Raw genomic sequence first — 14053 nt, 5'->3', positions numbered from 1 at the left:
TATACTCTCCCAATTGCCGTCGGGGCGCCTCCTACCGCGCCGGGGCGGCATTTTCTGCCTGTGCCGTTTCCTTCGTCTGCGCTGCTGCCATCAACTGCGAAAAGGTCTGCTGGCTCGCGAGCCAGGTCTGATAGTCCTCCGCGCTGTCGACGACGACGGTACCGCGCATCTGCGGGTGGCCGACGCCGCAGAGCTCCGCGCAGAGCACTTCGAAGGTGCCGGTGCGCGTGGGGGTCAGCCAGAAATAGGTCACCATGCCGGGCACCATGTCCATCTTGGCGCGGAACTCCGGCACGTAGAAATCATGGAGCACATCGACGGAGCGCAGCAGCACCTTGACCGGCTTGCCGATCTCGAGGTGCAGCTCGCCGCCTTCTATGACGACGTCATCCAGGGCGGCCGTGTCGTTGCGGTTGAGGCCAAGCGAATTTTCCGGCGAGACGTCGCGTGTCTCGGAGGTGCCGAGCTTGCCGTCGACGCCGGGCAGGCGGTAGCTCCACAACCATTGTTGGCCGACGATTTCGACCTCGCTAGCACCGTCGGGAACGGTGACGAACTGATGCCAGACGAACAGGCCAGGCGTCAGCATGGCGGCGACGCCGAGCGTCGTGCCGGCGGCAAGCCAGCTTTCGAGCTTCTTGTTCTCAGGTTCATAGGCCGCCTTGTTTCCCGGGCGGTGCCGAAAACGCAGGACGCAGTAGGCCATGAACAGGACGACGGCGACGAAGACGACGCCGGTGATCCAGAAGGTGATGATGAGTGTATTGTCTATGTAGTTCCAGTTGGACGCGATCGGCGTCCACCACCATGGGCTCAACAAATGGAACAACACCGATCCGGCGGCCAGCAAAACCAGAATAACCACCACGGCCATTTCTTGTCCCTCCTCGCCGCTCGCGGCTGTGGGCATGAATACGCAATCCGTAGAGTTCTAAATGCAATTATTGCACGAACGGAAAATACTCGCAATTGACCGTTCGGTTGAGCGCCTGCCGGCAACTCAACCCATTTCGTCTACTGCGAATATTGCTTGAGATAGGCGAGCAGGTTGGAGATATCGCCTTCGTCCTTCAGGCCGGGAAAGACCATCTTTGTGCCCTTCACTTTCGCCTTCGGATTGTGGAGATAATCGCGCAGCGTCGCCTCGTCCCAGACAAGCCCACCCTTGCCGGCATCGATCATCGCCGGCGAATACTTGAAGTCCGGATGCGTGCCGGCTGTTCTGCCCAGCACATGATTGAGCGAAGGACCGACCTTGTTGGTGTCGCTGTCGGCGACATGACAGATGGCGCATTTCTTGAAGACGGTCGCGCCGGCCCCCGCATCGCCCTCTTGCGCGAGGGCGGCGACGGGACAGAGCAGCGTTGTCGAAAAGGCAAGGGCAACAACAAAATTTCGCATGACACTTCCTCAATATCGCCGGGCGCGGGGCAAGGAAGGCTATCGTCAATTCATCGTATTGGCGGTACTTGCTTCTCTCAATTGGGCGCCACGGGCGGTTGATACTTGCGACGGCATGACGGTACGCCTCGTCCGGAAGATGTCAATCTCCGGTCTTGGGCGATATCGCTCGCGCCGCGTCACTTTCCGCCAGCCGCTACGGCCGGCGCGGCAATCAGACCCGATTGCCGGCGGCGTCGAAGAAATGCAGTCGCTCGGGCGGCAGTCGTACCGGGATTTCGCCGGCTGCATTGAGGAAAGTGCGGTCGTTGGTAAAGGCCTTGAAGCTGGCCTTGCCGAAGGACAAATGCAGGATGATGCCGAAGCCGGTTGGTTCGACCAGGTCGACCGTTGCCTTCAGCGCATCCGGCGCCGTGGTGCCGAGCTCGACATGTTCCGGCCGAATGCCGAGCGTCGTGCTGGCCCCGTCAATCAGTTCCGCATGCACTTGCGCCGGAATGGTTACGCCGCCCGCAGTCTCGAAACGTGGCGCTTCGCCGTTTCGGTAGGTGCCTTCGAAGAAGTTCATGCCGGGCGAGCCGATGAAGCCGGCAACGAAGAGGTTTGCCGGACGGTCGTAGAGATCGAGCGGGCTGCCGACCTGCTGCACGAAACCGCCGTTCATGGCGACGATCCGGTCGGCAAGTGTCATCGCCTCGATCTGGTCGTGGGTGACGTAGATCGAGGTGGCGCCCAGATCCTTGTGCAGCTTCTTGATCTCGGCGCGCATCTGTTCGCGCAGGCGCGCGTCGAGGTTTGACAGCGGCTCGTCGAAGAGAAAGGCCTTGGGTTCGCGCACGATGGCGCGGCCCATGGCGACGCGCTGGCGCTGGCCGCCGGAAAGGGCGCGCGGGCGACGCTCGAGCAGCGGGTCGAGACCGAGCTTCGACGCAGCACCGGAGACGACGCTGGCGATCTTTTCCTTGGCCGTCTTCCGGAGCCTTAGGCTGTAGCTCATGTTGTTGGCGACCGACATATGCGGATAGAGCGCATAGGACTGGAACACCATGGCGATGTCGCGGTCCTTCGGGGCCAGTTCGTTGACGCGTTTTCCGGCGATGCGGATTTCGCCTGACGTCACGCTTTCAAGGCCGGCGATCATGCGCAGCAGGGTGGACTTGCCGCAGCCGGACGGGCCGACCAGCACGACGAATTCGCCGTCGCCGATCTTCAGGTCCACATCGTGCAGGACCGGGTGGATGCCGTAGGATTTACGGATGTTGGCGATATCGATGGAAGCCATGGTGGTATCCTCAGCCTTTGACCGCGCCGGCCGTCAGGCCCTGGACGAGATAGCGTTGAATGAGCAGGAAGAAGAGGCAGGCCGGGATCAGCGCCAGCACGCCGGCGGCCATCATCTGGCCGAAGTCGACCGAGAATTTCGACACGAAGGACAGCAGCCCGACCGGAAAAGTCGCCTGGTCGTTGCCCGAGATCAGCATCAGCGAAAACAGAAGCTCGCTCCAGGCAGCGGTGAAGACGAAGCCGAGGGTTGCGGCAATGCCCGGAAGCGTCAGCGGCAGGATGATCTGGCGGAAGGCCACGAACTGGGTTGCGCCGTCGATCATCGCCGCCTCTTCGAGATCCTTCGGAATACCGTCGAAGAAGGACTGCATCAGGAAGGTGGCAAACGGCACGTTGAAAGCGGTGTAGACGATGACGAGGCCGGTCAGGCTGTTGGTGAGGCCGAGCGGCGACAGGATCTTGAAGATCGGTGCGACGAGCATGACGAGCGGGAACATCTGCGTCAGCAGCATCAGCGCCACCAGCCAGTACTTTCCGCGGAAGTTGAAGCGCGACAGCGCGTATCCCGAGAGCGAGGCAAGGATGGTGACGATGATCGCCGTCGAGCCCGAAACGATCAGGCTGTTTTTGAAGAACACCGGGAAGGCGCTGTGGCGCAGCACGAAATCGAAATGCTCGAGGCTGGCGCGCGAAGGCCACATCCGAATGCCTTCGGAGTAGAGCAGGTCGTTGGGCGTGACTGCGACCTTCAGCAGCCAGTAGAGCGGGAAGAGCGCGAAGGCGATATAGGCGAGGATCGCCAGTCGATGTGCGGCTACGAGAAGGATGGGTTTGGCGCGCATGGTCTCAATCCTTGCTCAGCAGCCATTGGCGCAGGATGACAATCAGCATGGAGTAGGCGAGCAGCAGTGCCAGAAGCACCAGCGCGATCGCCGAAGCGTAGCCGAAGTCGAGCCGCTTGAAGGCCTGGGTGAAGATGTAGCTGGCGACGATCTGGGTGCGATCGGCCGGACCGCCATTGGTCATGACGATGATCAGGTCGGCGAAATTCGAGATCCAAACGGTGCGCAGGAGAATGGTGATGGCGATCGTCGGCGCCAGGAAGGGCAGGGTGATCGACAGGAACCGCTGCACCGGGCCGGCGCCGTCGATGCTGGCGGCTTCATAGAGATCACGCGGGATCGCCTGGAGGGCGGCAAGCAGGGTGATGGCGAAGAACGGGATGCCCCACCAGACATTGGCGATGATCGGCCCCCACATCGCCAGATGCGGATCGGAAAGGATGTTGGACGGCTCGCTCATGATGCCGAGCGCGTAGAACCAGTGTGGCAACGGTCCGACGACCGGATTGAACAGCCAGGACCAGTTGAGACCGGCCAGGAAGCTCGGCACCGCCCAGGGCAGGAAGACGAGCGCCTGCGCCAGGCCTCGGCCGTAAAACGGCTTGTCGAGCAGCAAAGCGAGGATCAGCCCGAGGAAAAACTGCAGGAAGACCGAGGCGCCCGTCCACCACAGCGTGTTGCGCAGCGCCCGGTAGAAAGCCTGGTCCTGCGACAGCGCCCGGAAGTGGTCGAGGCCGATGAAGGCGCCGGAGAATGGATTGAGCAGCTGAATATCGCGGAAGGCGTAGGAGACGCCGAGCGCCAACGGCACCAGCATGACGGTGACGATCAGGATCAGCGCCGGCGCGCTATAGAGATAGGGCGCAGCACCATCGGTGATACGCTTCATCAGCGGCCGGCGTGCGGGCAGGCCGTCATGGCGGGCGGCATAGGCCATCGGTCGAAATTTCCCCTGTGCGGCCGCCGGTTTTTTGGCGTGCCCTGTTCTCAACATATCGAGTGACCGGCGGCGGTGAGGTCCGCCGCCGGTCGAAGGCTCACTTCTTGGCGAGGTGCTTCTGCTGCGCCTTGGTGAGGTACTCGGCCCACTGGTTGGCGAGATCCGTCGGCGTGATGTCGCCGAGTAGGGCTTCCTGCGTCGTCTTGATCGCCAGCGAATCCTTGAAGAAGGCGAATTCTTCGAGGTAGGTCGGCATGACCGTCAAAACGACGTCCTTGTCGGCAAGCTCGTCGAACCAGCCCTTGAACTGCGGGCTCGCATAGAACGGATCCTTTTCCGCCGCCTTGTGGACGGGCAAGGCACCGGTGCGCTTGTTCCACTCGATGTTGCCTTCGGGCCCTTCGAGCGTTTCGATCAGCTTCCAGGAGAGGTCCTTGTTCTGGCTCGCCGCAAGCATCGACCAGCCGGCAAAGCCGATGGTGGTGAAGGCCTTGCCGCTCGGTCCCTTCGGCATGGTGGTGACGCCGAAATCTTCCGACTTCATCCGCTCGGCAATGGCGATCAGCGCGTCCGGGTCCTGGTCGAGGAAGGCGCAGGTGCCGCTATAGAAGCCGGCGACGATTTCGTTGAAGCCCCAGTTGACGCTGTCCTTCGGCGCCAGCCCCTTCTTGTAGAGGTCGATCACCCAGGTGAGACCGTTGACCCAGCCTTCGCTGTTCATGGTCGACGTGCCGTCCTCATTGAAGAATTTGTTGCTGCCGGCCATGGTCGCGCCGAACATCACCCAGCCGTTGAGGCCACCAGGACCGCCGCGCAGGCAGTAGCCGGATTTGCCCGGCAGCTTGGAGACGGCTTCCGATGCCTTGACGAAATCGTCCATGGTCTTCGGCGGTTCGCTGACGCCGGCCTCCGACAAGAGCTTCTTGTTGTAGAACATGGCGCGCAGATAGAAGCCGTAGGGCAGCATGTAGGCGGTGTTCTTGATGTCGCGGCCGAGCTCGAGCGTACGCTCGGTCAGGCCCGGCGTGTGCTCCCACTTTTCGAGATAGGGCTCGAGGCTTTCAAGCATGCCGTTGTTGGCATAGAGCGAAAGCCAGGTGTCGGGCATTTCCATCACGTCGGGCAGCTCGCCGGCCGAAACCATGGTCGCGAACTTCTGGAAGGCTTCGCCCCAGGGCAGTGAGATGATCTCGACCGTGGTGCCCGGATTTGCGGCTTCAAACTTGGCGACGATCGATTTCAGCGTTTCGGTGCGCTCGGGGCTGGTGATGACCTCGACCAGCTTCAGCTTGGTATCGGCCAGTGCACTTCCTGCCATCAGGGTGGCAAGCAGAGTGGCGGTAATCAGTTTCCTCATTTTTGTTCCCTTTGTTTTTTGATGGTTGATCCACATGCAATGAGCGGGATGCGGCATCCCGCTCCTGTCAGCCTGACGAAGCGGCAGACATCGCCGCTTCAAGATCGCTCCAGAGGGCCTCCGTTCCCTCCAGGCCGACATGGAGCCGTACGGACCGCGGTGAGATGCCGAAGGCGGCCGCGGAATTGGGCTGGGCTTTCTGTGACAGCACGACTTCGCCCGGCACGATCAGGCTTTCGTGTCCGCCCCAGGAAACGCCGAGCTTGAACAGGTCGAGGTGGTCGGCGAAGCGTCTGACATCGACGCCGTCGCGGAAGATGAAAGAGAAGAGACCCGATGTGCCGGACAGGCCCGGCGGCAAGGTGTTGCCAAGGCCGGGATGGCAGACGGTCTCGACCAGCGGATGGGCCTGCAGGCGCTGCGCTACCGTCAGCGCCGAACGCTCGTGCGCCTTCATGCGGATCGGCAGGGTGCGAAGACCGCGGATCAGGAGCCAGGCATCGAAGGGCGAGAGCTTGCCGCCGAGATAGGGGTAGGCTTCCGAACGGATGCGGCCAATCAGGTCCTTCGAGCCGGCGACGACGCCTGCGACCACGTCGCTGTGCCCGCCGAGATATTTCGAGGCCGAATGGATGACCAGATCGACGCCGAGCGAAATCGGCTGCTGGAAGATCGGGCTCGCCCAGCTGTTGTCGATGGCGGTGAGGATGCCCTGCTGTTTTGCGAGTTTTGCCAGTGCTGCCACGTCATGGGTGTCCATGACCCAGCTTGTCGGGCTTTCCATGTAGAAGAGCTTGGCGCCGGGCAGAGCCCTGGCGACGGCCTCCTCATCGCGGCCGTCGACATAGGTCACCTCGACCTTCATGCGCTTCAGATGGGTGCCGAAGAGCCGGAAAGCGTCGGGATAGACATGGTTGACGGCGACGATGCGGTCGCCGGGCTCGACGAAGGACATCACGGTGGAGGAGATTGCCGCCATGCCGCTGGCAAAGCCGATCGCGTCCTCTGCCCCTTCCAGTTTCGCCAGCATCTCCTCGAACATGCGCACCGTCGGGTTGAGGCCGCGGGTGTAGATCGGCCGCACGCGTTCGCCCTTGTAGGTCGCGACCATGTCGTCATAGTCCTTGAAGGTGAACAGCGAGGTCTGGACGATCGGCGGCACGACGGCGTCAAAGGCATTGCCCTCGTCGTGCGCGACGATCAAAGAGGCGTGGTCGAACGGATCGAAGCCGTTGTTCATTTGGACATTTCCTTGATGTCTTCCTCGACGATTGCGAGGATTTTCAGCGTTTCTTCGCGCGCGGTATCGGGATCCTTTGCCGCGATCGCGTTGAAGAGGGTGCGGTGGAATGGGAAGGAACGGCGGGCGAAATCCGAACGGTCGAAGGGCTCTTCCCAGAAGCGTTCGAAGGCTTCCCGCATCTGTTCGAGCAACTGCCGGAACAAGGGATTGTGGGTGGCGTCGTATATCGCCAGGTGGAAGGCGAGGTCTTCCGGGCCTGAGGTGCCCTTGGCGATGTGCACCCGCTCCATCTCATTGAGCTTCACTTCGATGATCTCAAGGTCTGCGTCGGTGCGTCGGCGCGCTGCGACCATATTGGCTTCGACTTCAATGCCGCGGCGGACCTCGAGCGTCATCAAAAGCACGTCGCGAAGATGCCCGGCGTCGAGCGTCAGCGGCATATGCACGGTGCCGGCCGAGATGGCGCGCAGCAGATAGGTGCCGCTGCCCTTGCGCGCTTCGACGACGCCGAGCGCCTGGAAATGGCGGATGACTTCGCGCACGGTCGAGCGCCCGACGGCAAGCGCCATCATCAGTTCGCGCTCCGCCGGTAGGCGATCGCCGGCTTTCAGGCCAGATTGTTGGATGTAATCGGCGAGCGCGGCAATGACCTGTTGCGCCCGGTCGGCGGGCGGCAGTGGCAGAAGCGCTGCTCTTGCTTGTTCAGTCATTCAGCCTCCCCCTCGGCGCCAAATTGGTCTGACATCTGATCAATATGACCAAGGCACGGGAAGTCGTCAAGCAGGAACTTATAAACACGCGTCGGTTGACCCGGCACTCCGCACGGAGTGATATGGCGAAGCAAGGAGTTCGAAGATGAAGAAAACAGGACGTCTGCTCGTGGCCCTGGCGGCGATCGCAATCGCTGCCGGCACTGCTACGAGCGGTGCCGAGGCGCAGATGCGCACGGGCAAGGGCGAGTATTACCAGGGCATCAAGCGCGCGCCCTATGGCAGCTATCTCTGGATCTGGCCGCCAGAGTGGAGGCGGGAACCGGTCTATCAGCAACGGCCGCAGAACCAGCCTGCCAGCGGCAAATCCGACGGCCGCAAGAAGACTTACGCGCAATAGCCTACTGCATGTTTCCTTAAACCGTATTCGATTTAAGGATAAAAACATGCAGTAATTCAAAGTGCTACAGCGACCTTTGCGCGTCTAATAAGACGCGCGGCGCTGTAGCGGCCAGTGTGTGGCAGGGACAAAGAAAAGTGGCGCCCGAGGGCGCCCCAAAATTCCGTATCAGATTTGCGCGATATGGGCGTCGCGCGGCAGCGACGACAGCACTTCCGGCCCGTCCGCGCGCAGGATGACGATATCCTCGAGCCGGATGCCGAAGCGACCGGGCAGGTAGATGCCGGGTTCGATCGAGAAGACCATGCCTTCCTCCAGAACCGTTTCCGACGTTGCCGTGATGTAGGGTGGCTCGTGGCCGTCGATGCCCATGCCGTGACCTGTGCGGTGGACGAAATATTCGCCGTAGCCGGCGTCCGCGATCACCTTGCGTGCTGCATCGTCCACGGTCTTGGCGAGAACGCCTGGACGAGCCGCCTTGAGCGCTGCCTGAACGGCCCGCTCGACGATCGTGTGGATCTGGCCGTAACCTTCCGGTGCGCGGCCGACGATCGCCATGCGGGTGATGTCGCTCGGGAAGCCCTGCTTGCGGCCGCCGATGTCGATAACGACGGCGTCGCCTTCGGCAATGACCCGTTCGCTGGCGGAATGATGTGGGAAAGCGCCGTTGCCGCCGGCGCCGACAATCCAGAAGGCCGGTGCCGCACCTTCGGATAAGAAGTGCGAGCGGATTTCTGCGGCCAGTTCCTTCTCGGTCATGCCGGGGCGGATCTTGGCGAAGGCCGCCTGCATGGCGCGATCGGCGATGCCGGCATTCATCTTCAGCAGCTCGTATTCGCTCCTGTCCTTGCGCATGCGCAGGGCACCGAGCGTCTCAGGTGTAAAGTCGCGGGCAGTGTCCTCGGGCAGATTGTCGATGAGCAGCAGCGCGAAATCGGCGCGCATGGTCTCGTCGATCACCACGCGGCCGGGCTTTTCCGCGCCGATCCCGGCAAGCGCCAAAGTCAGAGCCTCAACTGGTCCTTCGGCATCGGACCAGTTGTAGAAATCGATATCCGTATGTTCGCGGGTGCCCTCGGCATTGAGCGCCGGCATCAGGAAGGCTTCCTTCTGCGGGCCGATCAGCAGCAGGCAGGGGCGTTCGTCGGGATGCGGATGATAGCCGATCAACCAATCCATGTGCGATCCGGGGGCGAGTGCCACCAGCCCGCTGCCGGTTTCGTTCATCTTGGTCCGCAGGGCGGCAAGGCGTGCTTTCGTCTGTTCTTTCATGGCGTTTCCAGTTCTGGTTCCGGCAGGGTTGTGGGTGAGGTGAGGGGCCGCGCGTCGCTCTCGTGTTCGGGCGTCGATCGACGCGCGGCGGTCGCTAGACGCAGGCGTCCAGACGAAAGGCTGGTGATCTGATGGGCGCAATTGCTGACGCGTTTGCGCATGCAGCAATTCAAAGCGCTACAGCGACCTTTACGCGTCTAATTAGACGCGCGGCGCTGTAGGGCGATCCTATCCGGCGCCCTTGCCGGGGCTTGCCGAGGCACTGCGACGGTCCTCGGCGCGTGTTACCGCGAATGCGCCTTCCGGCGTCTCCATTGCCTGCGCGTCGCCGAAGACATCCATCGTGCAGGTGTGCAGGATCACCGTCGGTTCGCTGGTGTGGTTCCAGGTGAGGTGGGTCAGACCCGACAGGAAATGTGCGGAATCGCCCGTTTCCAGCACCGTCTCTTCGCCATCAATCTCGATCGTCAGTGCGCCCTGGAGAACGAAGAACATCTCTTCGCCCTCGTGGGTCATGGCTTCGCTGCGGTGGCCGGGCGGTGTGTGCACCACGGTGCTGCGCAGAACGCTGCCGGGAAAGGAAGCCGACAGGCGTTCATAGGATATGTTGTTGTCGGGCGACCCAGCGAGCGCATAGGCGCGGCGCTGATCGTGGCGGGTAAATGGCGTTGCCACCCTCGGCGAATTGAGGAATGTCCCGACCTCGACCTTCAGCACCCGACAGACCGCGACCAGCGACGTCAGCGACGGCACGGTGATGCCGCGCTCGATCTGGGAGATGAAGCCCACAGAGAAATCGGCCCGATCGGCAACTTCCTTGAGCGTCAGCTTCAGGGCCTTGCGCCGCTCGCGCAGCCGATCGCCGAGCGAAGGAAGCTCCGATGCCGGATCACCCGGCCGAGACTGCGAATCCACTGTGAAATCCCCCTCATCCCACATCCTCCCCCAAGGGAAGATCTCCTGCGTGGGTACAGACATACACGCCCGGAAATCGCTAGGATTTCAGGGCTATGCACTTGTATTTCCTGAACTTTGCTGCGGCGATCGCGGCTTGTCAATGAAAATTTTAGCCACACTAAAATTTCAGTTGATGGCGTTGGTTTAATGTCAGGCTGCAAGCTTCAGCAGGCGCGCGACGGCCTGCTGGTCGAAGCCGCCGATACCCTCGCGAATATCGGCTGCAATGGCATCGGCAACGGCATCCTCGTCGCGGCGGCGCAAGGCGTCGATCGCCTCGCGATGGCGGTCGACGACATAGAGTTCGCTCACATGCTCCATGGCGATGCCGAGGATCGGACCCAGTTGCAGCCAGACGCTTTCGATCAGCGGCATGACGATCTGGTCCGGATTGGCGGTGTAGATCGTCCGGTGGAAGGCCTGGTTGGCGATCAGCGCCGCCACCTGGTCGCCGCGTTGGATTTCGTCCTCGATGCTGTCGTCGATCGCTGAGATTCGTTCGATCTGCCGCTCCGAAAGATGGGCGACGGCTCGGCGCGCGGCATGGCTCTCGAGCGCGATGCGAAGCGATATCAGCTCTTCGAAACGGGCGGGCGTGATGCGCGGCACGACGATGCGGCGGTTTTCAAGGAATTGCAGAGCGCCGATGGAAGTGAGCTGCCGCAGGGCCTCGCGCACCGGCGTCGGGCTGCTCTCCAGCGCTTCGGCAAGCCCCCTGATCGTGACCGAAGTGCCGGGGCGGAAGCTGCCGACCATGATCGCCTGGCGAAGCCTGGCAAAGGCATAGTCATGCGTGGTCATGCCCTCTGGCCGGTCGAGAAGAGGCAGCGATGGGGTCTTCAAATCAGCAGGCTCCTTCTGCCACGCGGGAATGATCGCGGGCTGATAACATCCGTCGAGGTTGACTCCAACTTCTAAATTATGTCAACTTTCTGCAAATGTGATCACAAAATGAGATTTGCGATATGTCCCTCGACGCGGAAGACCCGAGCGCCTTCAAGGCCTGGCTGGAGCAGAACGGCCCTATCGAAAGCATCCAGGCCGTGGTCTGCGACCTGAACGGTATCATGCGCGGCAAGCGTGTACCCGTGGAGCAGGCCTCCAAGGTGCTGGGGGGCGGCATCCGCATGCCGCTGTCGATCGTCGGCGTCGACGTCTGGGGCGAAGACATCATCAACAGCGAGCAGGTGTTTGCTAGCGGCGATAGGGACGGTATCTGCGCCGTTACCGGGCGCGGCGCGTTGCCGGTCAACTGGACCTCGCGGCCAAGTGCTCTGGTGCCGCTGTGGCTGCTGCTCGAGGACGGCAAGCCGTTCCTCGCCGATCCGCGCCAGGCGCTGGCGGCGATCGTACGCGAGTATCAGGAGTTGGGGTTGCGCCCCGTGGTCGCGACCGAAATGGAATTCTATCTGATCGACCCTGAGCCCGACAGCGCCGTGCCTCCGATTTCGCCCTATACCGGCAAGCGGCTCGATTCCGATGCGATCCTGTCGATCGACGAACTCGACGATTTCGGCGAGTTCTTCTCCGACGTCTACAAGGAATGTGCCCGCCAGAACGTGCCGGCGGATGCGGCGATCGCCGAGAATGGCATCGGCCAGTTCGAGATCAACCTGCTGCACACCGACGATCCCTTGAAGGCGGCTGATGACGCGATCTTCTTCAAGCGCATCGTCAAGGGCGTCGCCCGCAAGCACGGGCTGGCGGCGACCTTCATGGCCAAGCCCTATGGCACCCGCTCGGGCAACGGCATGCACATCCATTTCAGCCTGCTCGACGCTGATGGCAACAATGTCTTCAACGACGGCAGCGACGAAGGGTCGGCGGTCCTCAAGAATGCCGTCGCGGGCCTTTTGCGCGGCATGCCGGAAACGACGCTTATGTTTGCGCCGCATTTCAATTCCTACCGTCGACTGCGGCCGGATACGCACGCGCCGACGGCCGTGTGCTGGGGCTATGAAAACCGGACATCGGCGATCCGCATCCCCGGCGGCAATCCGGCAGCGCGCCGCATCGAGCACCGGGTGGCCGGCGCTGACGCTAACCCCTATCTCGTCATCGCCGCGATCCTCGGCGCGGCTCTCGTCGGTATCCGCAACAAATGGAAACCCTCGGCGCCGGTGACGGGCCGGGCCTATACGGCGGAGAAACTGCCCAAAATTCCCGCCGATTGGGGGCAGGCGGTCGATGCCTTCGAGGCAGGGCCGATTGCCGCCGAGATCTTCGATCCGACGCTGCGCTCGATGCTGATCGCCTGCAAGAGGCAGGAGATCGCCGGCTTTGCCGAGCAGGTGACGGACTATGAATTCAGCGCTTACCTGGAAATCGTGTGATGTCGAGAAACCAAAAATCCTATGCCGGCGACGGCAGCTATCCCACGAGCTACTACGCCTCCTCCCGCAACATCATCCGCACGCCGGTTTCGCTCAAAGGGCGCGTCGAGACGGATGTCTGTGTCGTCGGCGCCGGCTATTCCGGTCTGTCGACGGCAATCCATCTCGCCGAGAAAGGCTACAAGGTCGTCGTCGTCGAGGGCGCGCAGGTCGGCTGGGGCGCATCGGGGCGCAATGGCGGCCAGGTCGTCAACGGTCTCAACGCCAGCCTTGCGACCATCCAGCGCCGCTACGGCGAGGACGCAGCCCGCTTCGTCGGCGGGCTGGTGCAGGAGGGCGGCAAGATCATCCGCCGGCTCGTCAGCCAGTATCAGATCGACTGCAATCTGAAGCCGGGCAACATCTATGCGGCCTACACCCCGGCGCACATGAAGGAACTGGAAGCCAAGCAGGCGCTCTGGCGCAAGTACGGCATGGACGATCATCAGCTTCTCGACCGCGACGCGCTCAGCAAGCTGGTGAATTCCGACGCCTATTGCGGCGGCATGCTGGATACGACGGGCGGCCACATGCATCCGCTCAATCTGGTGCTCGGCGAAGCGCGCGCCTTGGAAAGCCTTGGCGGCACGATCTACGAACAGTCACCGGTCACGCGGGTCGACCATGAGGCGGCAAGGCCGACGGTCTATACCGCCGGTGGCGAAGTCACGGCGCGGATCGTTGTTCTCTGCGGCAATGCCTATCTCGGCGATGCGGTGCCGAAGCTCGTCTCGCGCGTGATGCCTGTTTCCACCCAGATGATCACCACCGCGCCGCTCGGCGAGGAGCTCGCCCATTCGCTGATCCCCAGCGACATGTGCGTCGAGGACGTGCGATACATCCTCGATTATTTCAGACTGTCGGCGGACAAGCGCATGATCTTCGGCGGCGGTACGGTCTATGGCGGCACCGACCCGGCGGACGTCGTGGCCAAGCTCAAGCCCAATCTGGAAAAGGTCTTCCCGAAGCTGAAAGGCGTGAAGATCGACTATGCCTGGAGCGGCAACTTCGCGCTCTCGTTTACCCGCGTGCCGCAGATGGGCCGCATCGGTGCCAATATCTATTTCGCTCACGGCTATAGCGGCCATGGCGTGACGGGATCGCATCTTTTCGGGCGCACGCTTGCCGAGGCGATCGACGGTGACGCAACGCGCTTCGACATGTTCGAGAAACTGCCCTGGTACCCGTTCCCGGGCGGGCGAATGTTCCGTGCGCAGTATTCGACGATCGGCTCCTGGTGGTATTCGTTCAAGGATGTCGTTGGCTGGTAGGGCG

At 62.2% G+C, this 14053-nt stretch carries 14 protein-coding genes; 3 read left to right on the top strand and 11 right to left on the bottom strand.

Features of this window, described 5'->3' with window-relative positions; translation table 11 throughout:
• Nucleotides 1-31: 31 nt before the first annotated feature.
• The 8 genes from ASD00_RS11340 to ASD00_RS11305 form a co-directional block, all read right to left on the bottom strand.
• Nucleotides 32-874 (bottom strand): cytochrome c oxidase subunit II, encoded by an 843-nt coding sequence (locus ASD00_RS11340; RefSeq protein WP_025428196.1) that lies wholly within the window; start codon nucleotides 872-874, stop codon nucleotides 32-34.
• Between the two features lie 140 nt (nucleotides 875-1014).
• Nucleotides 1015-1401, bottom strand: coding sequence for a cytochrome c family protein (locus ASD00_RS11335; RefSeq protein ID WP_025428195.1), 387 nt, complete (start codon nucleotides 1399-1401; stop codon nucleotides 1015-1017).
• Between the two features lie 214 nt (nucleotides 1402-1615).
• The gene (gene ugpC, locus ASD00_RS11330) at nucleotides 1616-2683 is read right to left on the bottom strand and encodes a sn-glycerol-3-phosphate ABC transporter ATP-binding protein UgpC (protein ID WP_025428194.1); all 1068 of its coding nucleotides are present in this window, start codon (nucleotides 2681-2683) and stop codon (nucleotides 1616-1618) included.
• 10 nt (nucleotides 2684-2693) lie between these two features.
• Nucleotides 2694-3527 (bottom strand): carbohydrate ABC transporter permease, encoded by an 834-nt coding sequence (locus ASD00_RS11325; RefSeq protein WP_025428193.1) that lies wholly within the window; start codon nucleotides 3525-3527, stop codon nucleotides 2694-2696.
• Nucleotides 3528-3531: 4 nt separating this feature from the next.
• Nucleotides 3532-4464, bottom strand: coding sequence for a sugar ABC transporter permease (locus ASD00_RS11320; protein ID WP_025428192.1), 933 nt, complete (start codon nucleotides 4462-4464; stop codon nucleotides 3532-3534).
• 100 nt (nucleotides 4465-4564) lie between these two features.
• Nucleotides 4565-5824, bottom strand: a complete 1260-nt coding sequence (locus ASD00_RS11315; RefSeq protein WP_025428191.1) for a sugar ABC transporter substrate-binding protein — start codon at nucleotides 5822-5824, stop codon at nucleotides 4565-4567.
• 67 nt (nucleotides 5825-5891) lie between these two features.
• Nucleotides 5892-7064, bottom strand: a complete 1173-nt coding sequence (locus ASD00_RS11310; protein ID WP_025428190.1) for a PLP-dependent transferase — start codon at nucleotides 7062-7064, stop codon at nucleotides 5892-5894.
• Nucleotides 7061-7777 (bottom strand): FadR/GntR family transcriptional regulator, encoded by a 717-nt coding sequence (locus ASD00_RS11305; RefSeq protein WP_025428189.1) that lies wholly within the window; start codon nucleotides 7775-7777, stop codon nucleotides 7061-7063. The genes ASD00_RS11310 and ASD00_RS11305 overlap by 4 nt, the downstream gene beginning before the upstream one ends.
• Nucleotides 7778-7922: 145 nt before the next feature.
• On the opposite strand from ASD00_RS11305, the gene ASD00_RS39915 reads away from it, so the two are divergent.
• Complete coding sequence (locus ASD00_RS39915; protein ID WP_025428188.1) at nucleotides 7923-8177, top strand: hypothetical protein; 255 nt, start codon at nucleotides 7923-7925, stop codon at nucleotides 8175-8177.
• Between the two features lie 168 nt (nucleotides 8178-8345).
• On the opposite strand, the gene ASD00_RS11295 is transcribed toward ASD00_RS39915, so the two are convergent.
• The 3 genes from ASD00_RS11295 to ASD00_RS11285 all read right to left on the bottom strand — a co-directional run bounded on the left by ASD00_RS11295 (nucleotide 8346) and on the right by ASD00_RS11285 (nucleotide 11249).
• Complete coding sequence (locus ASD00_RS11295) at nucleotides 8346-9449, bottom strand: aminopeptidase P family protein (protein ID WP_038576383.1); 1104 nt, start codon at nucleotides 9447-9449, stop codon at nucleotides 8346-8348.
• 228 nt (nucleotides 9450-9677) lie between these two features.
• Nucleotides 9678-10364 carry an XRE family transcriptional regulator gene (locus ASD00_RS11290; protein ID WP_198956869.1) on the bottom strand — a complete coding sequence of 229 codons (687 nt, stop codon included), beginning with the start codon at nucleotides 10362-10364 and terminating at the stop codon, nucleotides 9678-9680.
• A gap of 192 nt (nucleotides 10365-10556) precedes the next feature.
• The gene (locus tag ASD00_RS11285) at nucleotides 10557-11249 is read right to left on the bottom strand and encodes a GntR family transcriptional regulator (RefSeq protein ID WP_025428185.1); all 693 of its coding nucleotides are present in this window, start codon (nucleotides 11247-11249) and stop codon (nucleotides 10557-10559) included.
• A gap of 122 nt (nucleotides 11250-11371) precedes the next feature.
• Here ASD00_RS11285 and ASD00_RS11280 point away from each other — a divergent pair, with 122 nt between their 5' ends.
• Nucleotides 11372-12739 (top strand): glutamine synthetase family protein, encoded by a 1368-nt coding sequence (locus ASD00_RS11280; protein WP_025428184.1) that lies wholly within the window; start codon nucleotides 11372-11374, stop codon nucleotides 12737-12739.
• Complete coding sequence (locus ASD00_RS11275; RefSeq protein WP_025428183.1) at nucleotides 12736-14049, top strand: FAD-binding oxidoreductase; 1314 nt, start codon at nucleotides 12736-12738, stop codon at nucleotides 14047-14049. The genes ASD00_RS11280 and ASD00_RS11275 overlap by 4 nt, the downstream gene beginning before the upstream one ends.
• Nucleotides 14050-14053: the final 4 nt, after the last annotated feature.

The organism is Ensifer sp. Root31, from assembly GCF_001424825.1.
In the GTDB taxonomy this organism is placed as follows: Bacteria; Pseudomonadota; Alphaproteobacteria; order Rhizobiales; family Rhizobiaceae; genus Ensifer; species Ensifer canadensis.
The sequence above is the reverse complement of the archived record's forward strand: the minus strand, read 5'-3'. Positions and strand labels throughout refer to the sequence as shown.